The organism is Salinirubellus litoreus, from assembly GCF_037335815.1.
In the GTDB taxonomy this organism is placed as follows: Archaea; Halobacteriota; Halobacteria; order Halobacteriales; family Haloarculaceae; genus Salinirubellus; species Salinirubellus litoreus.
Map to the genome: position 1 here is coordinate 227820 of NZ_CP147842.1, position 20459 is coordinate 248278.

The window sequence follows — 20459 nt, forward strand, 5'->3', positions numbered from 1 at the left end:
ACCAGTCCTACCGCTCGCCGAGTACGTCGCAGACCGTACTAGAGAGCGACGTCTGTCGCTCTATTGACCGGCATCCTGCAGGCGCAACCGTCCTCTCCAACCTTCTCTCTCCCGAGTTCGTCAGACCATCTGGTCCGCGACGTATGGTCTGCTGGACCGCGCATGAGGCTGACACTGTGATCGACCGTGTTTCCGATGGTGCCTAACCTCCGTTTCGCCTGGACCGGAGCCACGCTCGAGACCGGTTTCACCGGAAACGTGGTGTGTGTGTGCGGGGGAAAGTATCAAGTCGTTTCACCGGAAACGTGGTGTGTAAGGGTATGTCCGAATCCGACGATCTGTTCATCCGGGAGGACCCGATTTTCGTGAACAAGGAACTCCTCGAGATCAGTCACCTCCCGGACGAAGACCGTATCGTCGGGCGCGACGAGGAGATCAGCCAGCTCGCCAATGCAGTCAATCCGGCAATCTTCGGCCAGAGTCCGAGCAACGTTCTCATCTACGGGAAGACGGGAACCGGCAAGTCCCTGTGTGCGAAGTACATCTCGGGTCGGCTCGTCGACACGGCGAAGGAAGAAGACGTCGACGCGACGTTCGCCTACGTCGACTGTGCCCAGGACGGCACTGAAACCCAGGCCGTCCAGACCATCGCCGACACTGTCAACACCACCGACACCGACATCTACATCCCGGACAAGGGAATCAGCACAGCAACGTACTACAAGCGGCTCTGGAAGATTCTGGACGGACAGTATGACGTCGTCCTGGTGATCCTCGACGAGATCGACAAGCTCGAGGACGACGCCATCCTGATGCAGCTCTCGCGAGCGGGCGAGGCCGGGAAGATCGAGGACTGTAAGATCGGCGTCATGGGGATCAGCAACAAGATCAAATACAAGGATCGGATGGACGAACGCGTCAAGTCCAGCCTCTGTGAGCGCGAGTTCGTCTTTCCCCCCTACGACGCCAACCAGCTCAACGACATCATGGAAGCCCGGAGCGACGCCTTCCACGAGGGCGTCCTTGAGGAGGGCGTGATTCCCCGGGCGGCAGCACTGGCCGCTCGCGAACACGGTGACGCCCGGAAAGCGATCGACATTCTCCGATACGCTGGCGAGATCGCTCAGTCGACGAACGCCAAGACGGTCTCGGAAGAATTCGTGGTGCAGGCACGCGAGCGCGCCGAAACCGACCGCTTCCGCGAGTTGCTCAGTGGGTCGACGCCCCACTCGCGATACGTGCTCCAGGCGTTGACGATCCTCTCGCTCAATCATACCGAAGACGACTCCGAGAACGCTGGGTTCCGGACGACCCGGATCTACGAGGTGTACGAGGAAATCTGTCGGCAGGAGAACTCCGATGCGCTCTCGTTGCGACGCGTTCGGGATCTCCTCAAGGAGCACGCCTTTCTCGACGTGATCGAGCAGACGCGCCACAGCGGTGGCAGTGCAGAGGGGAGCTACACCGAACACACGCTCCTCGAGGAGCCCGACGTCGTCCAGAACGTCCTCGCTGATACGATCGACTGAGCCGTCGCCGTCACGTCTCAACCGACCCTTTTCACCGGAAACGCGGTGTGCCCCTAACTCAGCCGCGGTGCGACTGGGTGCTCCGAAGGTTACCCCACAAGAGTAACTGAAGTGCGTCTTTGTGGGGTAACTATCCAAAAAATTAACGCCGTTTTAACCCTGCAAGTGATCGGCGTCAAAGAGCGGTCAGGCTGGGAGTTTCACCGGAAACGCGGTGTCCACGGCGGTCCGTTTGCCCGAAGACTTCGCGAACCCGTCGGGGTACTCCGAGGGGATCTCTAGACTCTCACACCACGTTTCCGATGAAACACGTCGTAGTTGGTTACGCTGGATGATTTCAAGACGGTTGAGGCGAATGTTCCGGGGGGCAAGCGCCAGGGCGATTCACCAGTCTCTTCTAATCCCGGGCTCCCGCTGCGTCGAAATCTGGTCCCAGGCGGGGAGTTTCGAGTGGAAATATGGGGCCGAAAACTCTCGAATTGGGCCATTTGGCGGCCGAATTCACGGGAAACTCGGTGTGCGAACTCCGTAGTTCGAGTGTCATCGGATGGAGCTGCGTGAGCCAGCCTCGTTGTTCGTTGTGACGCTCCATCACGAGAACGAGACGCTGGTTTGAACCCCGAATATCCGGGTACGATAGCAAGGGGCAGTGACTGATTACACCACCTCTTCGTAAGACACGCTCACATCGTGGCCGACGTGCTCGATGATCTCACGACTGGGACAGATATAATTATCAGCATGATAGATATATTACCATGCACGATCTGACTGGCTTCCAGCGCGATCTCCTGTACGTGCTCGCTGGGCTCGAGGAACCGCACGGCCTCGCGATCAAGGAGGAACTCGAGTCGTACTACGAGTCGGAGATCCATCACGGGCGACTTTACCCGAACCTCGACACGCTCGTCGACAAAGGCCTCGTCGAGAAAGGCGAGAAAGATCGTCGAACGAACGTCTACACGACGACGCGCCGCGGACGCCGTGAACTCGAAGATCGGCGCAAGTGGGAGAACCAATACGTCGAATCGATTGATGCCAACACCGCGTGACAAGCGTGGGTCGGGCCACTCCGTGACCCGTCGAGTTCGACTCGCCGGAGATCACACTTCGTCGGTCGCGATATTCGTCGAACCATACTCCAGACACCGGTAACCTCTGCCGGCAGGGTCTGCCCGCAGTCCCAGTATTCGATGAACACCTCAGAACCGGAATGTCCCGTGGTTACGCGGTTGATCCGCGATGTCGGACACAGATAATTCATTCCGTAACAATTTGTAGTACGCATTAGGGTCACGATCCATCCGGACGACAGAACGCTGACCAGGAACCGATACTGACGATCCTCGTCCCAGCCCGTACTGCCCCGAAGCCTATTGGAAAACACGTCCTGCTCAGACTAATTACCCCACAATTCTAGTGCTATTATGAATGTGGGGTAACTATATTTGCTTGACTGGCGGCGAGCTCCGGAAACGGATTCGGAAAGTGCCGTCTTCCCGAATTCAGGATCTCAACAGGAGGCTCGACTCGTCTCCCGAAACGTTTCCAGCGTGGATTCCCGCAGCTCAATTTCAGAACCTACGTGACGATGGACGACGAGCCAGGTGTCTACTTCCTTTCCCTCGATAGTGGCAGACGAGCTCCAGCAGCGGTCGGTCGCCGAGCGTTCGGGCTCCCCTTCCATCACGCTCGGATGCGGATGACCCGCCGGGGCGACGAAATTACGTTCCAGAGCCAGCGAGATGGTGACCACTCATCGCAAGCTGTGTTCCAGGCTCGATACCGCCCGACGGGCGAGCCGTACCAGGCTGCCCCCGGTACCCTCGAGGCCCACTGTGTCGAGCACTTCCGCTACTATCTTCCAGCACCTGAAGACCGTCGTGCTAACGTTCTCCGGGCGTTCGGCTCCGAGCAGAACGAGATGTATGTCGGAACGATTGAACGTGAGCCGTGGGAACTCCGCCCGGCGACGGCGACGATCCGCCGAAATACCCTGTTCGAAGCCGCTGGCCTGCCGACACCGACGATGGACCCGGTTATCCAGTTCAGTCCAGGATTCGAGATGGCAGTCGGACCGCTGGACACGCGACCTGCATCCGAGGACCCCTCGACGCTGGAGTCCATGTGATCGATCAGATTTAGTCTCCGGCCTGGTGCTGAGGTCCCGGCGTGTAGCCGAGGCTCCTGTCGAGAAACGTCCGTAGCGGCGGTCGACCCCTCTCGTGGTAGCTTTCGAAGTACGTCTTCGCCCATTCGACGATTTGGGGATCGGTCGAGTCGATCGCCGACGCTTCGATGTCAGTCACACCTGTTGAGGGTGCCAGGGAGATGATTACACGAGTGCCATCGAAGATAGCCAGGTGAATCGGAGGCAGCTCCGGGACAAACAGTAACTCTGCATCCCTTGCGGCGAATCCTTCTCTGATATAGGACGTGAATCCCTGCTGTTTCACGTAGTCGATGAACTCGGGATCTTTGTGGAGGCCGAAGAGGACCTCGTCTGGAAAGACCCCAGCCACTCTGGTGTTTCCACTGAGAACTGGTCGGTAGGCCTGTGCGATCGTCGGGCTCACGATGGTCGCCATTCCCTCGAATGTCTCGAGTGAGGGGTCTGCAACACGTAGGAGTGCATTCAGCACGTTGTGAGGATGGTCTGGACTGTTCTGGATGAGTGTCGATGTACTGAGAGCACTGACAGGGAACGATTCGATATCAGCTGGCAACCACCGAAGGAACTCGCGTTTGTCGAGCGCCTGTGCGACCGTCTCTCTGAAGTCGGTGTACGCCTCAAGCAGGGCACGACCGCTTCCAGTCAGTTCGTAGTTGCCGGCGTGTTTGACCACGTAGTCGCCGTCGAGGAGTGCATCGACGATTCGATGAACTGTCGCTCTGGAGGAGCCATCCTCCTGGTGAGCCTTCCTCGCGAGGTTCGCTTTCCGAGCAGGGCTCGTGTCGAGAGCTTCGAGGACCCATGGCTGGTGTCTGGAGCGGGCAAGCCGAATGAACGCATCTCTCTTGATTACCTCGACCGTCTCGTAATAGGCTCGTAGAACTGCACCTCCTGAACAGGTAAGCGCATATTCTGAGTCAACTGAGCGAACTAGCCCTCCATCGATGCACGCAGCGAGAGCCCGATATGCCGTCTGTCTACTGATATCTATCCCATCTGCGAGTTCATGTACAGCAAGGTTCTCCCTGAGGAGCGCTTGCATAGCTTGCATCTTCGTTGGATGAGCTACGCGATCTACCGCGCCAAGGGCCGACTGGCCCCGCGAGTCGAGTAGCGTTCGAACCAGTCCCTCAGGAGTCACGGCGGAGTCACCGTCGGACTACACGGTGTCTGGGAGAATATCGGTTACGTCAGGGGAAAATGACCGTTGCCATTCTTTGCCTGCCGCCTGTATAGGGTGAGACTAACGATTTCAGACCAACGTCACATCGTATCGAGGTCGTAGCCCCACTCTCGGAGGACTTCGGCGACGAGTTCGGGGTTGCGCTGGGCGACGATCATCGCCGCCTCACGGTAGTCGGACTTGTAAACGTCCTCACCGAGCATCTCCTCAAGATTGTTCTGCAGTCCGTCCTCGGCGTCGATAACGTCCTCCCGGAGGAAGAACGGTACCTGTTCGCGTCCTTCGTTCACCCGGTCCCGACGGAGCTTGTACGGGATCGATTGCATCGTCGGTCGCTGTGACTCGGTCTGCGTCAACGTGGTCGTGGATGATTCCTCTGGCGTAGGTGCGTCACCCGTCTCGGATGTGTCGCTCGCCTTTGGTGCGTCCTCAGATTCGGTCTCAGATGAGCTCGGTCGATTCGCCTCTTCGACGGTCTCTTCCTCGTCGTCAAGGCCAGCGTCACGTGAGCCGGATTTAAGTCCCATCAGGCCATCACCTCGGGGGTTTCGAGGCCCGCTTCGCGTTCGAGATGGCGGGCTAGGTCGTCGAACTGATCGAGTGTATCGAGCTCGTAGTCGCGCTTTCGGTCACGGTACTGCTCGACGTACGTGTACGGACTGCACTGCTGTTTCCAGCAGCCCTCCATCATCGAGCCTCGCTCGCCGATGACGACCGGAACGGAGAAGCCGCTCTCTCGCAGTTCTCCAAGGATCTCCCGCTGGTCGCGGGTGTTCTTGTACCCGATCGGGACCACCGCGAGCACGCCAACGTCGACGCCGATACTCGACTCGAGACCCTCCACGAGGTCGTCGAGCCCCTCGATCGACTCCTGGCCCTTGGCGGTCGCCTCGAACGGGATGACGACGTTCCTGACGGCCACAAGCGCGTTGTAGAGGATCGGGCCGGCCTTCCCGGCCGAATCGACGATGACGACGTCGTACTCATCGCGGACGTTCGTCTCACGGAGTACCCGGTGGAGCTGGTGATACATGCTGTAGGACTCCCCGAGCTTCTCCGCCTGATTTTTTTCGTTCAGGAGGAACTCGTGGAGGTCCTCGAGCATGTTGTGCGATGGAATGAGGTCGACACCGTGTTCGACCTCGTGTGCGAGGTCCTGAAAGCTCCCCTTCGGCCGGCCGACGAGGTGCCGGACGAGGTTGTCGATCTGGGTGTCTCCACGATCGTACTCGGGCCCGAACAGGTAGGTGAGACTACCGTTCTGGGTGTCCATGTCGATCGCGAGGACGTCGTGCCCGGCCCGGGCGTGACTGACTGCGAGCGTCGCCGCGGTCGTGGTCTTTCCGACGCCCCCCGCCTCCGATACCGGTGTATAGGTCAGCATATGCCCGATACTCTGAATCTGTGAATATAAATCTAAGTCAGACGTTATAGCGATAGCAGCCAGCTATAGTTTGTAGCTATACGGTGTGGCTATACACTCTAACTATATTATCCAACTATACCGTTTGCTTGTAGTCTCCAGCCAGAGTTTGTATTTGAGAATAGATCTCGGGGGTATTTCGCCCACAATCACTCTATGGCCTTCATGCTTCTATCTCCCGAATCTCCGGAATTCAGGCGTTTCAGTGGGTCTGGCAGTCAAGAACGAGTACGAATGTACGATTCACCTATCGCTTATACCTATAGTTTACACCTATACCGACTATTATCACTCTCTGGTGGCTGGGACAGACGGACCGCTACGTAAGCTGCCTGTTCGCGTTAACTCCGACGCTCTCATGGACTTATCCTGATCGGAGGCACACGTCCACGGCTGGCGAGTACGGTGGCCACGATCGCGACCACGAGACAGACCGTGAGATGAACGGGGGAACGTAAACACTTCGTCGGCACCAGGGACGTTCACGTAGCTCAGGCCAGCAATCGCGAGGAATGCGACGCCGAATGCCCCGACCGCCACGAGGGCCGCTGCTCGCAGGCCGGAGAGTCGTCCGGCGGTGAACGTGACGACGGCACCGACGAACAGGGGCGTGATGACACCCACGCCGCCGGCAAGAATCCCAATGCCGAGACTTTCACCGTACCACGTACTGAGTATCTCGATGGTCGCAGCGCCGACCAGTAGGAAGGTCGTGACGGCGCTCGCAAGTTTGGGGAGAACATCTCGAGAGTTCATAAACCACATACGACGATACGACTCATTCCCTCCTGAAGTTGAGACCGGTGCGCTCAATGCATATTCCTACTTCCGCGGTTTAATCTGAACGTGTAGCACGATTCCCCCGAGAGGTGGTGCACTCCGCCGGTTTTGATGGTCGATCTGGAAAGGCATCATCGATGGGATACGCTTCACCGTGGAGCTGACATGAGAACCTCCCACCGCTGATACGGCACAGACGCGGCGGAGAGACTCCCTCTGTAACTCGCGGAAACAAGCTCATAACGCCGATCTGCTAAACCGCGGAAGTAGGACTAGGAGCCCCCGCAGTCTCCTGTGAGAGGGTGGGGCCGTTACTTGGAACCTGCGATCCGAGTAATCCCCCAGGCACCGATAACTGCGAGAGCATATGCGCTTGCGAACACCAGTACGTCGCCGCGAGCGTTTAGAATCGCAGGGATCGATTCCGGCGAAACCCCCACAAGTGAGAGCGCCCACTCGACACCGAGGGAGATACCGATTGCAGGAATCGAGAGGATGCCCAGCGGGAGTAACAGAAGCTGAACGAACTCGGGAAGCGTCCGAACCCATGCGATGGCTGGTCTAGGGGAGGGATCGATCATCGCCGCGATCACGACCCACCCCAGGATCTGCACGACGAAGATTATGAGAACGTACCTATTGACGAACGTCGAGAAGCGAGAGTCCATTTGATAGTTGAAGGCGTCCAGTATGTTAATACGTTGCCTTGTTTGAGGGTGTTATAGAACTCATCAATGTAATCGGTGCCGCCGGTGATCTCTACATCTTATTGGTGTTACTCCGAGGGTGTCATAGAAGAGTTCGAGAAACTCGAAGGAGAGATGCTCAAACAGCGCTAACGTCTCCGTCTCCGCGACATTGAAGAACGTCTCTACTGAAGGATCATCTTGCAGGGTCGCTGAGGCCATACCATCTCAGCATTCACCCTGCTCTTTGGTGTGGTAATCGTTCTATGACACCCTCGTGATGTTCAACCTCTCCCACACAGATGCTTTCACTTAGGTGAGTTAGGGACGCTCGAATCCGCAACTCCACGGTTGATGAACCACTCAGTCTGCTTCGACCGCTTCGCCCAGTCGTTCCTCGACGAACACGGCGAACTCGCCGGCAAACGACACGACCGATTCCCAGTCGGTAAGTTCGGCGTCTCCCGACTCGTCCGTCTCGAATTCCTGGTTCCTCACGATGAACTTCAGCAGCGCTCGCTTGAGGAACCCGTACTCTGAGAAGCGGAGCGCGCCGCCAAAGAGGGCGATTCTGTCGGGCTGCCAGTTCGTGGCGTCGATAAACTTGTCGAGATATCCCGTCGCCTCCGCGACCCCCTCGTCGTTTTTCGCCCCGGACGCACCGGAGACTTGAAAGAACCCGTTCGGCGTTCGCACCAGCACGTCGCGGTTCGTTTTAACCCACTGTCTCACCGACTTCTGTTGTCTCCCATAGTGGACCGACGCACCGATCAAGACAGCGTCGAACTCGTCGACATCGAGTTCGGAATCCATCTCCGCGACGTTTACCGTCGTTGCCTTGTGGCCACGGACTCTGAATTCCTCCGTGATGCTGTCGGCTATCTTTTCGGTCTGTCCCTCGCCGGTTCCGAACACAGTAAGGATGTGGGCCATGCATCTAGTAACGTCGACAACAGTCAAATACTAGCTGTAGCCCCTCGTGAGCGAACGTCTTGTCACTGACGCTCTCCGTTGGGCTACTATTCTGATCTTCACGGATCGGAGCTCCACAGTGAATCCCATTGCCCACTTCGGTCTCTGTATCTCCTAGGCCACTACTGGGGGAACACTCGAAGAGCCGCTACGGGGAATAGACTCGACGGGACGAGGGTCCGTTGGAGGAAGGACACATCCAGCCAGCGAACAGCACGTACGGAATGGTTACGACCGCTGGAGCATTATTGAACCGGATGAGCCGATTTTCGAACGAACATCAGTCGATGGTACCAGGTGATCCCTCAGAGAACGATTCAGTCAGATATCCAAGCACAGTCGAGGATCTATCGACGGGAGCACGTATCACGTTCCTCGAACGCGGTGTCGATGAACAGGGGGCGTACTTGATGATGGATGGCGTTCTCCCGCCGGGAGTAGACAGTGGGCCCGCCCGTCTGCACCCACAGTCGGAGGTACGCTCGAAGGTGATGGCGGGGCGGGCCAGCGTGACGGTTCGCGGTGACTCTCACGTCCTGCTTCCCGGCGAATCGCTGACCATCGCACCCGGAGAGGCCCACAGTATCCGAAACCGCGACGACGACACCCTCGTCGTTCGGACGACCCTCCGCCCGCCCGGCGAGTTCGAAGCCGCAACTCGGGCGCTCTATGAGGCCGGGGCAGGGGGCCGACCGGATCTATTCGCGGTGTCCGCAGTCCTCTCTCATTACCGTTCGGACGTGCGTCTCGCAGGAATCCCGTGGGTGATTCAGCGACCGCTCCTGGGTGTGCTCGCCGGCACTGCGACGATACTCGGTCGAAACCCACTCACGTAGTTCGCTCCCCTGTCGCGGTCAATTGGGAGTGACACAGTCTCTGGCTGACCGTCGAGTACGGTGACGAGCGTATCCTGCACCGTCCGCATGGACGAAGACAGTCTGACTGGCGGTTGAGAAACCCCCGACACGACTATCTTCTCAGATGGCTATTGTAACATCAGCGATAATAATGGCATCGTCTACTAACCAAGCAGTCGAGAGTATTGAGCGGCCGACCGGTGTGAGTCGGTGGAACTACCTGCGTATCGGCGGACTGGCCGCGCTCACCGAGGCGGCCATCTACGTGGCCGGTATCGCGTACTTCCTCGTCATCCTCGATTTCGCGAGTGTCACCGGGTCGCTCCAAGAGGTCGAACTGTTCGTCGCGAACGAGACGAGTCTGTACGCGATGAACCTACTCATCTACGTGGTCTTCGGTATCGTACTGGTGGCGCTCGTTCTGGCGCTCCACGAGCATCTCAAAGCCGACGCACCGATGCTGATGCGCGCGACGACCGCGTTCGGGCTCATCTGGGCCGGCCTCGTCATCGCCAGCGGGATGATTGCCACCCTCGCGACGGGCGTCGTCGTTGACCTCTACAGTACCGACCCGACGCAGGCGACCACGGTCTGGCTGGCAGTTAGTCCGGTCATCGACGGGTTGGGCGGCGGTAACGAGATTATCGGCGGGCTCTGGACGCTACTCGTGAGTGTGGTGGCGCTACGGACGCGGGCGCTCCACCGACTGGTGAACTACTTCGGGCTCGTGGTCGGGACTGCAGGTATCATCTCGGCGATTCCAGCACTCGGTGAGATCGGCGGTGGCATCTTCGGGCTTACCCAGATTGTCTGGTTCGTCGCGCTCGGCGTCCTCCTGTTAGGCGCGGGACGCCGTGAGGCGTCCGCGTCCCTTCGTGAGGAGTGATGCGACCGATGGTGGTGTGAGACGAACATGGACGGGGCGCTGAGTGAATCCTCTGTCTCTCGCACGCTGATACTGACAGAACTCGGTGAGATGTCTGCAGTCGTGCTGAACTCACAGCGCGTATCGGTCACGGGAGACTGGCGCCACCGAACGAAAGTGGGGGAGAGTAAGCTTATGCCCTCGACGGAACTCTCTTCCCACCGTGTCTGACTCAGAAACAACGGGACAAGGAGTTGCGCTTGGCGTCGGCGTTGGCCTCGCTCTCGGTGTCGCCGTGGGGGTGGCCATCGATAATATCGGTCTCGGAATCGGGGTCGGGATGGCGCTCGGAGCGGCACTCGGTCTCGTGTGGGACCAACAGGAAGCGTAAATCGCAAAGCGACGAATCTGTACATTCCTCCGCTCAATCTACCCAATTTCTCAAGTGCAAATCAAAGAGTAAAGACGTGCTGAACTCAGCCTCGATATTCAACACGGCTCCGACAAACTATCAACAACCGCGGATTTCAACAAGGCCGACTAGGGTTATAGACGCGCGGGGTCTTTGGTGATCCATGGACCCACTATTCTTCGACTCTCGTAACGAGTTCCGCACCTGGTTGGAAGGGCACCACGACACGAAAAAAGATCTGTGGGTCGGCTACTACAAGGCCGACGCCGAGAGATCTGGTATCGGGTATGGGGAGTCGGTTGAGGAAGCGCTCTGCTTCGGATGGATCGACGGTCTGGTCAAGGGTATCGACGACGAGACGTACACCCGTCGGTTTACGCCTAGAAGCTCCGACAGCAAGTGGTCGAAGGCGAACAAGGAGCGGGTCGCAGCGATGATCAAGGCGGGGAAGATGACCCTGGCCGGAATGGAACTCGTCGACGCGGCGAAGGAGTCGGGCGAGTGGGCGGCTGCCTATCGGCTCGGCGACGATCACGAAATTCCGGCCGAACTTGAGGCGGCGCTGCGTGAGAACGAGACCGCTTGGGAGAACTTCCAGGACTGCTCGAACACGGACCAGCACGCATTCATCACGGCCGTTGAGGAGGCTAAGACGGACGAGACCAAGCAAAAGCGCATCAAACGAACAGTCGAACTCGCGGCGCAGGATCTCCGAGCATACGACGAAAACAACAAGCGACGGCTGTGATGTGGCCGTTTCAGAGGTAACAGTTCTCAAGAAAACTCGCTTCTCGAGTTCTCTCCCGTCACCATCGCCGACGAAGTTACGGCATTGCTCATCGAGAATGTTCGTGCAGTACGCGCCCTGTAGTGACCGCTCTGCTCTGTCCCTTCCAGCTCCTCTAATATCAATATACTAATGTTTAACCCCTCAGGACCCCTATGGAACTGTGGACCAACACCATGAGTAATAACGAAAACAACGAGACGAGCGCCCGACGACTATTCAAGGAGGTCTGGCAGGACCACAACTACGAGGCGACCGACGAACTCGTAGCCAAGGACTACGTCCTCCACGACCGGTCGATGCCGCAGGGTACCGAGTGGGCTAGTGGCCCCGATGGGTACCGACTGATGGCCGAGATGTGGCACGGATTCTTCGATGGTCCTGTGGAGCTCGACCAGTTGATCCCGGCGGGGGAGTTCGTTGTCCTCCGCTGGAGCCAGACCGGAAAGTTCGTCGGCGAGATGGGGTCCATCGAGCCGACGGATGAAGAGGTGACCATTACCGGAATCGAAATCAACCGCTTCGAGGACGGCAAGATCGCCGAAACGTGGCAGGAGACCGGCATGATTCCGATGCTCACGCAGATCGGAGTGATCCCGGAGGATCTGTTCGCCCCGAAGATGCCGGCAGAGAACTGATCCGGTGGACGGTTGCGAAGTCGAGTGCGACGGCCTGCCAGACCGCCCCGATTGTGATAAAGACGGCCGCCCCGACGATATTCTGGAGCCGACTCTGGAACAACACCCACACACCGACAACGACGGACAGCGACGGGGCGCACAGTAACGGAGCAGACGTCGGGAACACGACAGTGGTATCGAGCAGGAGCGACACGCCGAGGACGACGACGAGGTCACCAAACAGTACCTGGACGGACGGGAATCTCCGGGTTGAAGTAGTGCTTATATGTGTATGTAAGTCAATCGAAAATATAGCGTTTACTTGTCCGAAATGGCTGGTGCGGGAACTGGTCTAATGACACCTGTAGCCGGTATGGTACCGGATAAAAAGGGGCATCGTAACACGGCGGAGACGATCGATTACACCAGTTACGAACGCTCAGGAAGTGTTATGTCCGCTGACACCTTACTCTCATACCAATTCTTTCCGACGGTCCCCAGTGACCGGAGCGCTGTTCCTCGGCGCTCCCGCACTCGGAGTCGTTCAGACAGGATGACCGGAGCTACACTAATGGCAACCACGACAACCGACTCCGTCGAGACGCATCAACCACGTCGCAAACGGACCGTATCGACCAAAACGATCGCACGGATCACGGGACTGCTCTACATCCTGATTTTCGTCACCGCTGGCTTCAGCGAGGGGTTCGTTCGCGCCACGCTGATCATACCGGGGGATGCGACCGCAACGGCCGCGAATATCCTCGCTTCGGAGGGCCTGTTCCGGCTCGGGGTCGCGAGCGACCTGATCGCATTCTCGGCCGATGCCGTCGTCGCCGTCCTGCTGTACGTCCTCCTTCGGCCCGTGAGCAGGACCCTTGCACTGGTGGCTGCGACCCTCCGCCTGATCGCCCACCCTGCAATCGCGAGCATCAATATGCTCAACCAGTTCATGGCGCTGCAACTCCTCACGGGTCCGGAGTACACGACTGTCTTCAGCCCCGAGCAACTGAACGCGCTCGCGCTGCTGTTGCTGAACGCTCACGGGTACGGCTATCTCATCGGCGGGATCTTCTTCGGGTTCCACCTGATCGTACTGGGGTACCTGCTCTACCGATCCGAACTGTTCCCCGCGCTCCTCGGCGTTCTCGTCGTCCTCGCGGCGTTCGGCTACTTGACCGAGAGCTTCACGTTCCTGCTCGTGCCCGCCTACGAACCGATTGCGTCGACGATCGTCCTTGTGACGGCCGTCGTCGGGGAGATGGCCCTTGCGCTCTATCTGGTCGTGAGAGGAGTCAAGACGCAGCAACCGGCGACGGCGGAGGCGGCCTGATGGCACGAACGGAGCCGCGGCCCACCCCACCGTCCCGGTCGCCGGTCACGCCCGACGGCGACGCGGCCAGCATGCACGCGGTCATCCAATCGGAATACGGAGGGCCCGAAGTACTCGAGTACACCGACGTCGAGAGACCGACGCCGGCCGACGACGAAGCTCTCGTTCTGATCGTCGCCGCGTCTGTCGGTGCCGGTGACTGGCACCTCATGCGCGGAACGCCGTTCCTCGTCCGGCTCGTCTACGGCGGCTATCGCCGTCCGAAGTTCCCGACCCCAGGCGTCGACATCGCGGGACGGGTCGAGTCAGTCGGTCGAAACGTCACGGCGTTCCAGCCGGGCGACGAGGTCATCGCCGACCTCTCCGAACACGGGTTCGGTGGCTTTGCCGAGTACGTCTGCGTCCCGGCGACAGCGCTCGTCTCGAAGCCGGCCACGGTCCCGTTCGAGGCGGCAGCGGCGGTCCCGACGTCGGCCGTCGCCGCTCTCCAGGCGCTCCGCGATGCCGGGCGGCTCCAAGCCGGCGAACACGTCCTGATCAATGGGGCGTCCGGCGGTGTGGGGACGTTCGCAGTGCAGATCGCAAAACATCTCGGAGCCGAAGTCACCGGGGTCTGTAGTACCGCGAAGATGGAACTGGTCCGCTCGATCGGCGCCGACCACGTCATCGATTACACCGAGACTGACGTCACCACTGCAGGAGTGGAGTACGACCTCATCCTCGATACGGCGGGCTCCCATTCGATGAGCGCCTACCGGCGTGCGCTCACCCCGACGGGACGGTACGTCATGGTGGGCGGGCCGACCGGGCGATTCCTGCGAGCGCTGATCCTCGGTCCAGTGCTCTCGATGCCTAGCAACCGAAAATTCGGAGGCTTCAATCTAACGGCCGACCGTGAGGATCTGGCGTTCGTGACAGAGCTGCTTGAATCCGGTGACCTCACGCCTATTATCGATAGACGATACGAACTGCGTGAAGTTCCCGAGGCTATCCGATATGTCGAGGACGGTCGCGCGAAGGGAAAGGTCGTAATCACATCGGAAGAGACCATCTGAACTGTGCGGCCCCGGGGAGGGAATCTGAGATTCGGCACTTCTGTCTTTGTTCCAAAGAGGTACGATTCACTTATTGGAGATGTCGTTTCCAGCGACTGGTAATGCCACCAACTCAGGAATCTCGTCGAGATGTCTTTCGACGGATTGCCCAACGACCACACGCTAACTGGCCAGTGTACGATGCGACGCCGTTGTATGAGCGAGATTCGCCTGACGGACTGGCGTCAGATATTCGGACAGTCTCACAGGCTTGGTTCAAACACGATGCACATGACTCTGTTGAGGAATTCGCCTGTGCACTCCCGCTGGCGTATTTCAGACTCGATGCGCACGACCGCTATGGACGCTCGACACGCTACGAGATGGACACCCTCTTTCGGATGTTCGTCCTGAAGGAACTCCACGGGTGGGAGCACGAGACAGCACTCCTCGAGTACCTCGAAAGCCATCCCAAACTGTGTGAGCGTCTTGAGCTGGACAGAGTACCTGACCAGTCGACGCTCTGGCGCAGTTGGCATATGCGCTTCACCGATGACCTTCGTAAGACGGCCCAGAAAGCGGCCCGAACAATTCTCATCAAAGCGCAGAACGCGGGTGCCACTGTCCCCCGCGAACCAGAACAATCCCTCCCATGTCGTGAGGATGACGCAGATGAACCAGACCCAGATGACGAACTTATCCTCGACAAAGCTGGCACGATTACCGAACACGTCAGTCGATTCGTCTTCCCAGCCTTCTCACTGAATCGGGGTGAGGGCTGTGAGATCCACGAGAACGCCTACTGGGGTCTGCAGACATATCTCGGACTTCGCGAACGGCTGGCTGCGAAGGAAGGGGCTCGCAGTTTCGTCTACGAATCGACTCGGGATCGGACGCCGCTGGGGCACGCCCATCGCGAGCACATCCGCGACCTCTCGGTTGACCAAGTGCGAGCGATGTACCGGCAGGCCATCACTCGGCTCCTGAGCGAAGTTGCGGAGACAGAGCAGTTCTTTCGAGCCGGAATCGTCGCGATCGACATTACCGAAGCTGACCAGTTCACCGGCGATAGAACTGGTCACGAGGACGAGATCATCGGAACAAAGGAGAAGACTGACGAGTACGCCTATCAGTGGGCGACAGTCCAGTTAGTCGGCAACGCCGTTCCGCTCGTGCTTGATGCACGACCGGTTCGACGAGGAGAGTCACGCAAGGAAATCGTCGAGGATTTGCTGGATTCGGCTGAGGACCTCGTTCACGTCGATAACGTGCTGATGGACCGGGAGTTCGATAGCCAGCACGTCTTGGAGATGATCAGCCAGCGCGGACTCTCCTACGTCGTTCCGAAGCGGATGCAGACCAGCGAGAAGGCGCAGGCGAAGCGATTGCTCCAGCGTGACCAGGACCGATACGAGACCGACCGGAAACTCCATCTCGGGAAGAACGAATGGCACGAGACGACGCTGATCTACCGTCGGAAAGAGGACTCCGAGCACGACGACTATCGACAGTATTCGGTGTTCATGACGAATGGCGGGAGTGGTCACCTCACGGAGTACGGGTATCGGTGGGAGATTGAGAGCGGCTACAGGTCGATCAAGCGGTTCATGGCTGCCACCACGTCAAAGGATTTCGGGTTGCGGTTCTTCTACTTCGCGTTCGCGTGTCTGCTGTACTCGATCTGGCGGGCTGTCGATCTACTCGTCCAAGCCGAGTTGACTGGCGAGTATGAGCACTCACCGGTGATTACAGCGGACAACACGCTGACGCTGCTGAAGAAGGAAACTGGAATCGGGTAGTGAGGAACTCTATTCGGGTTAGCGTGCCGCTGAGTGGCTACGCTGCTGGAAGTCTCGAAAATTTGCCCATATAGTTGAGTGTGTGACAGGAATAGCCGCCTGGAAAGCCATCTGGAGCAGTTTCCGCTGGCCGAATCGGTCAAATTCACGCATCACAGCCCTGCTAAACCCCCTGTAGTCTCAACTTCCCTTCCCTCTCAATCGACGAGAACCAAGCGATCGGTGCAGGCTCGACATCGACTGCCCCCTGAGGGTTGTTCCTGATGTCTTCGCCACTGGAGAAAAATCGATGGACACCATATATCCAGTACGATGGATATATGTTCCTACAGAGCCTTGCTGCAGGTATGTCCGGCGACTCGAACCAGGAAGACGACCGTGTTCGTGCGTCGATGACGCGTGGAGAGCGGGTACGCGCCGCTGCACGGACGCTCCGGACGCCCCGTTCTGCCTCTCAAATCGCCGAGGAGACGGAAGTGTCGGTAAAGACGGCACAGAAGTATCTCGACCAGCTCGTCGAGGACAACGTCCTCCGGACGGTCGAACAGGGCGACCAGCTGCTCTACTGTATAGACCAGCTTATGGCGACCTATCGTGAGGTCGCCACCCTCCAACGCGAACACGACCGCGAGGAACTCACCGCTACGCTGGAGTCGATGCGTACCCGGATTTCGGGCTGGAAAGAGACCTACGATGTCGAGACGCCGGGTGAGCTCAGAGCGAGCATCGCGGACCTCGATACTACTGACGAGATCGAAAAACGGCGTGAAGTCGCCAGTGAGTGGGAGCATCTCGACGATCGTATTCCGGTCGTCCGAGCTGCACTCAACGAGTACGACTGGGCGACCGAGCGAGATACGATTTCCGTATAGCAACTGATGGGTCTCCCGGGAACGACCGATAGCTCGGTCTACGAGGGGCTGAAAGATGTCCTCCAGCGACACCCGTTCGTCACGACTGTCACGTACGAACCGGACAGCATCGTCAAGCAGTTCCTTCGAGCGCAGATTGACCCCAGTCGGGTCGTGCCGACAACCGGCCCGGAATCACCGACACTCGATGTCGAGTGGCGGTTCGTCGGCGATGACCCGTATTATCGAATTCACTATGCCGACCCGAACTCGGGATTCAATTGTGGCTGGCATCGGGACGATGACCACCCTGATCTCGGACCGGTTCACTTCCAATACCATAACCCAGAAATAGGAGAACGAAACCACGAACGTGCTCAGTTTGAGAAGACGATCCCAACAGAGATTCTCTGGATCGCCCTCGATCGACTGTTTAAGGAGAGGATTCCGATGCTAGGCGGCGAAGACTAACTTAGGTGCTTGACTTGAAGCATCGAGTGTAGTTGCGAACGACACGAAATGTGCATCTGCATTTAACGCGGAGTTCTACGCACCTACGTTTTAAAAGTGGAATTTGGCAATACCATGATAGGAAATCATCTCAATGAATCTACGACTACTATTTGGAATCGGCTTCGTAGCAATTCTAGTTGCTGGGGTTATCCAAACAGCCGAAGGCCAACGTTAAGCTACTGCTCGTTGCCAGCCGGCGAGGCAGAGGGTTCGTTTTCGACGACAGTTTTCCGTGAGACCACGTCGATCGTCGTCTCTGACCCGATGGCAGTCCCACCATCGATTTCTTCTACACGGAGGGTGACGTCCTCAGGGCTCGCACAACCGCAATTGACGAACTCGTCCCACTCATCGCCGATGGAAACCTGCCCGGCGTGTGCCCGTCGGAGGTATTGGCGGTACGTGTGTTCCGTCATGTTTTCCTGTAGCCACTCGTTGTCGGCGACCCACCAGTCATCGGTGTCATCCGGATCGGTCTCCGGCGGCCGGAAGGAGACGCAGACTCGATCCGCCTGATTCTCAACGGTACTCGGGTCAGTCGTATTGACGGTTCGTCGGTCGGTTCTGTTCATTAGTCGTCTGCCTCCGTGGCGATGGGCTCGGTGCTATCGGTAGCTACCTCGGCTGCCGATTCGAGCCAGTCTTCGACGTCCAAGGCGGCCATACTGCCCGTTCCCGCGGCGGTGACCGCCTGCTGGTACTCGCGGTCCATGACGTCACCGGCCGCGAAGACACCATCGGTCGCCGTCGCCGTCGTCGCCCACGCGTCCCCGGTGTCTGCAGTTTGTACGTAGCCGTCTTTGTCAAGGTCGACGGGCGTCTCCCGGAGGAAGTCGGTGTTGGGCTCGTGACCCACGGCATAGAACACACCCCCAACACCGAAGTCTTCAGTTGCGACATCCCCGCCAGCCTCGTACTTCTCCCTCGGGTACCCGTTCGGGTGGGAGACGAGCGTCGCACCGGTCACGCCGTCCTCCTGTGAACCCTGGATAGTGACGAGTTCCGTGTTCCGGGCGAACTCGGTATCGTCGTGTTCGCGGGCACGGTCGGCCGTGATCTTCGAGGCGCGGAGCTCCTCGCGGCGGTGGACGACCGTCACGTTGTCGGCGAACTTCGCGAGGAACACCGCTTCCTCCATGGCACTGTCGCCGCCGCCGGCGATGAGGACGTCGTCGCCGCGGTGGAACGCACCGTCACAGGTCGCACACGTCGACAGCCCGTGGCCCATCAGTTCGTCCTCATTCTCAGCGTCGACCCAGCGGGCGCTCGCGCCGGTCGCGACGATCAATGCCCACGTGTAGACAGTGTCCCCGGTCGACAGCGATAGCTCCAGCGGCTGGCCGTTCAAGCCGGCCGCCTCGATGCTGCCATGCTGGAACTCGGCGCCGAACTGCTCGGCCTGCTCCTTGCCGCGCAGAATCAGCTCCATCCCGCCGACACCCTCGGGGAACCCGAGATAGTTCTCGACGTCGGTCGTGAGCGTGAGCTGACCGCCCGGTTCGTCGCCCTCCAGCACGAGCGGGTCGAGGTCGGCCCGCGCGGCGTAGACCGCCGCCGAGAGCCCGGCGACTCCCGAGCCGGCGATGACGAGCTTGCGGATCTCCTCGGTCATTTACTCGGTGTACCTCCCGATCAAGGAGCGCAGCTGCTCTTCGCCCCGCACCCCGACGACCTCTTCGACCTGCTCACCGTCGGCGAACAGGACGAGCGTCGGGACGCCCTGGACGCCGTAGGCAGCAGCGAGCCCCTGGTTGGCGTCGACGTCGACTTTGGCGACGGTCGCGTCGGTCTCGGCAGCCAACTTCTCGACGATCGGTTCGAGCATCTGGCACGGCCCACACCAGTCGGCGTAGAAGTCCGTGAGAACAACGTCGTTCTCTTCGACGATGTCGTCGAGGTGGGACTGCCCGTCGACGTGAAGCGGTTCGTTCGTGGACGCGGTGCCAACGTCGGATGCAGTATCAGTTGCCATCACCAGTACGTATGCACCAGCGCTAATTAAGAGTTTTGTGAGATATTTACAATACTAACCAAGATAAATCGTCAGCCAAAATACCGATCGGAACTCGAGACCGCAAAATTCAGCTCCCGTGGAGAGTCTTTGACCCAGAGATCGAGAAAAGTAGAGCGTTAGCTTTCGGCTGCAGGAGCCGCAGTGTCGGTCTGTTCGTACTTGGTTTCGAACTCCTGGATGAGCTGGCCCATCTTCGCGTACCCGTCGTTGAGCAAGCGCTGCATGTCATTGGCTATCTTCGAGGGGTCCGTCGGCGAGTAGACGTGGTAGTAGCCGCCCTGGTCATAGTTGATCTGGTTCTTCTCCATGAAGCCGGTCTGGAGCAGCCGCTGGACGGCGCGGTAGGCGGTCGAGCGTTCGCGGTCGACTGCGTCGGCGATTTCGTCGACGGTCAGCGGTTCGTCGGCCTCGACGAGCGCCTGGAAGCATTCCTTGTCGAGCTCTTTGAGGCCGTGGAAGCACTCCAGCAGCCCCTCGCACTCCATGTTACTGCGGAGCTGTTCAGACATCGAATCTGGCATTGTTATCACTACGTAGTGGTTATGCCGATAAAAGGCTTGTGTATAGATTCCACAATCACGCGCTACACAGGCTTTACTCGGTCAAAATCCGGAGTAAAAGTCCTGCG

At 58.8% G+C, this 20459-nt stretch carries 23 protein-coding genes and 1 pseudogene; 13 read left to right on the top strand and 11 right to left on the bottom strand.

The window, feature by feature from the left end:
• The first annotated feature begins 320 nt into the window (after positions 1-320).
• The 3 genes from WDJ58_RS24020 (at position 321) to WDJ58_RS24030 (ending at position 3660) form a co-directional block, all read left to right on the top strand.
• Positions 321-1529, top strand: coding sequence for a Cdc6/Cdc18 family protein (locus WDJ58_RS24020; protein ID WP_338918133.1), 1209 nt, complete (start codon positions 321-323; stop codon positions 1527-1529).
• A 758-nt stretch (positions 1530-2287) separates the two neighbouring features.
• The gene (locus WDJ58_RS24025; protein ID WP_338918134.1) at positions 2288-2581 is read left to right on the top strand and encodes a PadR family transcriptional regulator; all 294 of its coding nucleotides are present in this window, start codon (positions 2288-2290) and stop codon (positions 2579-2581) included.
• A gap of 458 nt (positions 2582-3039) precedes the next feature.
• Entirely contained in the window at positions 3040-3660 is a 621-nt protein-coding gene (locus WDJ58_RS24030; protein WP_338918391.1) for a YqjF family protein, read from the top strand.
• Between the two features lie 10 nt (positions 3661-3670).
• Here WDJ58_RS24030 and WDJ58_RS24035 read toward each other — a convergent pair whose 3' ends face one another.
• From WDJ58_RS24035 to WDJ58_RS24060, 6 genes and pseudogenes are all read right to left on the bottom strand, one after another.
• The gene (locus WDJ58_RS24035) at positions 3671-4744 is read right to left on the bottom strand and encodes a hypothetical protein (RefSeq protein ID WP_338918135.1); all 1074 of its coding nucleotides are present in this window, start codon (positions 4742-4744) and stop codon (positions 3671-3673) included.
• A 221-nt stretch (positions 4745-4965) separates the two neighbouring features.
• Positions 4966-5412: a hypothetical protein gene (locus WDJ58_RS24040; protein ID WP_338918137.1), complete on the bottom strand. Its 447-nt coding sequence runs from the start codon at positions 5410-5412 to the stop codon at positions 4966-4968.
• Positions 5412-6269 carry a ParA family protein gene (locus WDJ58_RS24045; RefSeq protein WP_338918138.1) on the bottom strand — a complete coding sequence of 286 codons (858 nt, stop codon included), beginning with the start codon at positions 6267-6269 and terminating at the stop codon, positions 5412-5414. The genes WDJ58_RS24040 and WDJ58_RS24045 overlap by 1 nt, the downstream gene beginning before the upstream one ends.
• 1130 nt (positions 6270-7399) lie before the next feature.
• Positions 7400-7756, bottom strand: coding sequence for a hypothetical protein (locus WDJ58_RS24050; RefSeq protein ID WP_338918139.1), 357 nt, complete (start codon positions 7754-7756; stop codon positions 7400-7402).
• Between the two features lie 120 nt (positions 7757-7876).
• A pseudogene (locus WDJ58_RS24055) lies at positions 7877-7996 on the bottom strand (IS5/IS1182 family transposase); the annotation flags it as partial.
• A 141-nt stretch (positions 7997-8137) separates the two neighbouring features.
• Positions 8138-8707 carry a flavodoxin domain-containing protein gene (locus tag WDJ58_RS24060; protein WP_338918140.1) on the bottom strand — a complete coding sequence of 190 codons (570 nt, stop codon included), beginning with the start codon at positions 8705-8707 and terminating at the stop codon, positions 8138-8140.
• Between the two features lie 296 nt (positions 8708-9003).
• Here WDJ58_RS24060 and WDJ58_RS24065 point away from each other — a divergent pair, with 296 nt between their 5' ends.
• The 5 genes from WDJ58_RS24065 (at position 9004) to WDJ58_RS24085 (ending at position 12305) form a co-directional block, all read left to right on the top strand.
• On the top strand, positions 9004-9582 hold the full coding sequence (locus WDJ58_RS24065) for a cupin domain-containing protein (RefSeq protein WP_338918141.1): 579 nt from the start codon (positions 9004-9006) through the stop codon (positions 9580-9582).
• Between the two features lie 223 nt (positions 9583-9805).
• Positions 9806-10489 carry a hypothetical protein gene (locus WDJ58_RS24070; protein ID WP_338918143.1) on the top strand — a complete coding sequence of 228 codons (684 nt, stop codon included), beginning with the start codon at positions 9806-9808 and terminating at the stop codon, positions 10487-10489.
• 202 nt (positions 10490-10691) lie between these two features.
• Positions 10692-10859: a hypothetical protein gene (locus tag WDJ58_RS24075; RefSeq protein WP_338918144.1), complete on the top strand. Its 168-nt coding sequence runs from the start codon at positions 10692-10694 to the stop codon at positions 10857-10859.
• Positions 10860-11043: 184 nt separating this feature from the next.
• Positions 11044-11628 carry a YdeI/OmpD-associated family protein gene (locus WDJ58_RS24080; RefSeq protein WP_338918145.1) on the top strand — a complete coding sequence of 195 codons (585 nt, stop codon included), beginning with the start codon at positions 11044-11046 and terminating at the stop codon, positions 11626-11628.
• A 194-nt stretch (positions 11629-11822) separates the two neighbouring features.
• Positions 11823-12305, top strand: coding sequence for an ester cyclase (locus WDJ58_RS24085; protein WP_338918146.1), 483 nt, complete (start codon positions 11823-11825; stop codon positions 12303-12305).
• On the opposite strand, the gene WDJ58_RS26470 is transcribed toward WDJ58_RS24085, so the two are convergent.
• Positions 12244-12600, bottom strand: a complete 357-nt coding sequence (locus WDJ58_RS26470) for a LiaF transmembrane domain-containing protein (protein WP_380661986.1) — start codon at positions 12598-12600, stop codon at positions 12244-12246. The genes WDJ58_RS24085 and WDJ58_RS26470 overlap by 62 nt on opposite strands.
• A 258-nt stretch (positions 12601-12858) precedes the next feature.
• Between WDJ58_RS26470 and WDJ58_RS24090 the strand changes: the two genes are divergently transcribed.
• The 5 genes from WDJ58_RS24090 to WDJ58_RS24110 all read left to right on the top strand — a co-directional run bounded on the left by WDJ58_RS24090 (position 12859) and on the right by WDJ58_RS24110 (position 17775).
• A complete protein-coding gene (locus tag WDJ58_RS24090) occupies positions 12859-13620 on the top strand; it encodes a DUF4386 domain-containing protein (RefSeq protein WP_338918147.1) in 762 nt (253 codons plus the stop codon).
• Complete coding sequence (locus tag WDJ58_RS24095) at positions 13620-14675, top strand: NAD(P)-dependent alcohol dehydrogenase (protein ID WP_338918148.1); 1056 nt, start codon at positions 13620-13622, stop codon at positions 14673-14675. Before WDJ58_RS24090 ends, WDJ58_RS24095 begins: the two co-directional genes overlap by 1 nt.
• Positions 14676-14776: 101 nt before the next feature.
• Entirely contained in the window at positions 14777-16453 is a 1677-nt protein-coding gene (locus WDJ58_RS24100) for a transposase (RefSeq protein ID WP_338918149.1), read from the top strand.
• Between the two features lie 347 nt (positions 16454-16800).
• Positions 16801-17325: a DUF7342 family protein gene (locus WDJ58_RS24105; protein ID WP_338918150.1), complete on the top strand. Its 525-nt coding sequence runs from the start codon at positions 16801-16803 to the stop codon at positions 17323-17325.
• A 6-nt stretch (positions 17326-17331) separates the two neighbouring features.
• Positions 17332-17775, top strand: coding sequence for a hypothetical protein (locus tag WDJ58_RS24110; protein ID WP_338918151.1), 444 nt, complete (start codon positions 17332-17334; stop codon positions 17773-17775).
• 218 nt (positions 17776-17993) lie between these two features.
• On the opposite strand, the gene WDJ58_RS24115 is transcribed toward WDJ58_RS24110, so the two are convergent.
• The 4 genes from WDJ58_RS24115 to WDJ58_RS24130 all read right to left on the bottom strand — a co-directional run bounded on the left by WDJ58_RS24115 (position 17994) and on the right by WDJ58_RS24130 (position 20352).
• The gene (locus WDJ58_RS24115; protein WP_338918153.1) at positions 17994-18389 is read right to left on the bottom strand and encodes a hypothetical protein; all 396 of its coding nucleotides are present in this window, start codon (positions 18387-18389) and stop codon (positions 17994-17996) included.
• Complete coding sequence (locus tag WDJ58_RS24120; RefSeq protein ID WP_338918155.1) at positions 18389-19429, bottom strand: NAD(P)/FAD-dependent oxidoreductase; 1041 nt, start codon at positions 19427-19429, stop codon at positions 18389-18391. The genes WDJ58_RS24115 and WDJ58_RS24120 overlap by 1 nt, the downstream gene beginning before the upstream one ends.
• Positions 19430-19789, bottom strand: coding sequence for a thioredoxin (gene trxA / locus WDJ58_RS24125; RefSeq protein WP_338918156.1), 360 nt, complete (start codon positions 19787-19789; stop codon positions 19430-19432).
• A 158-nt stretch (positions 19790-19947) separates the two neighbouring features.
• Positions 19948-20352 carry a helix-turn-helix domain-containing protein gene (locus tag WDJ58_RS24130; protein WP_338918157.1) on the bottom strand — a complete coding sequence of 135 codons (405 nt, stop codon included), beginning with the start codon at positions 20350-20352 and terminating at the stop codon, positions 19948-19950.
• Positions 20353-20459: the final 107 nt, after the last annotated feature.

Bases quoted from the DNA above. Each gene is read 5' to 3' on its own strand.
- WDJ58_RS24040 (WP_338918137.1), bottom strand. From the start codon at position 5,412: ATGGGACTTAAATCCGGCTCACGTGACGCTGGCCTTGACGACGAGGAA.
- WDJ58_RS24105 (WP_338918150.1), top strand. From the start codon at position 16,801: ATGTCCGGCGACTCGAACCAGGAAGACGACCGTGTTCGTGCGTCGATG.
- WDJ58_RS24065 (WP_338918141.1), top strand. From the start codon at position 9,004: ATGAGCCGATTTTCGAACGAACATCAGTCGATGGTACCAGGTGATCCC.
- WDJ58_RS24085 (WP_338918146.1), top strand. From the start codon at position 11,823: ATGGAACTGTGGACCAACACCATGAGTAATAACGAAAACAACGAGACG.
- WDJ58_RS24035 (WP_338918135.1), bottom strand. From the start codon at position 4,744: ATGCAAGCGCTCCTCAGGGAGAACCTTGCTGTACATGAACTCGCAGAT.
- trxA (WP_338918156.1), bottom strand. From the start codon at position 19,789: ATGGCAACTGATACTGCATCCGACGTTGGCACCGCGTCCACGAACGAA.
- WDJ58_RS24080 (WP_338918145.1), top strand. From the start codon at position 11,044: ATGGACCCACTATTCTTCGACTCTCGTAACGAGTTCCGCACCTGGTTG.
- WDJ58_RS24100 (WP_338918149.1), top strand. From the start codon at position 14,777: ATGCCACCAACTCAGGAATCTCGTCGAGATGTCTTTCGACGGATTGCC.
- WDJ58_RS24090 (WP_338918147.1), top strand. From the start codon at position 12,859: ATGGCAACCACGACAACCGACTCCGTCGAGACGCATCAACCACGTCGC.
- WDJ58_RS24060 (WP_338918140.1), bottom strand. From the start codon at position 8,707: ATGGCCCACATCCTTACTGTGTTCGGAACCGGCGAGGGACAGACCGAA.
- WDJ58_RS24130 (WP_338918157.1), bottom strand. From the start codon at position 20,352: ATGCCAGATTCGATGTCTGAACAGCTCCGCAGTAACATGGAGTGCGAG.
- WDJ58_RS24025 (WP_338918134.1), top strand. From the start codon at position 2,288: ATGCACGATCTGACTGGCTTCCAGCGCGATCTCCTGTACGTGCTCGCT.
- WDJ58_RS24050 (WP_338918139.1), bottom strand. From the start codon at position 7,756: ATGGACTCTCGCTTCTCGACGTTCGTCAATAGGTACGTTCTCATAATC.
- WDJ58_RS24045 (WP_338918138.1), bottom strand. From the start codon at position 6,269: ATGCTGACCTATACACCGGTATCGGAGGCGGGGGGCGTCGGAAAGACC.
- WDJ58_RS24120 (WP_338918155.1), bottom strand. From the start codon at position 19,429: ATGACCGAGGAGATCCGCAAGCTCGTCATCGCCGGCTCGGGAGTCGCC.
- WDJ58_RS24095 (WP_338918148.1), top strand. From the start codon at position 13,620: ATGGCACGAACGGAGCCGCGGCCCACCCCACCGTCCCGGTCGCCGGTC.
- WDJ58_RS24115 (WP_338918153.1), bottom strand. From the start codon at position 18,389: ATGAACAGAACCGACCGACGAACCGTCAATACGACTGACCCGAGTACC.
- WDJ58_RS24020 (WP_338918133.1), top strand. From the start codon at position 321: ATGTCCGAATCCGACGATCTGTTCATCCGGGAGGACCCGATTTTCGTG.
- WDJ58_RS24110 (WP_338918151.1), top strand. From the start codon at position 17,332: ATGGGTCTCCCGGGAACGACCGATAGCTCGGTCTACGAGGGGCTGAAA.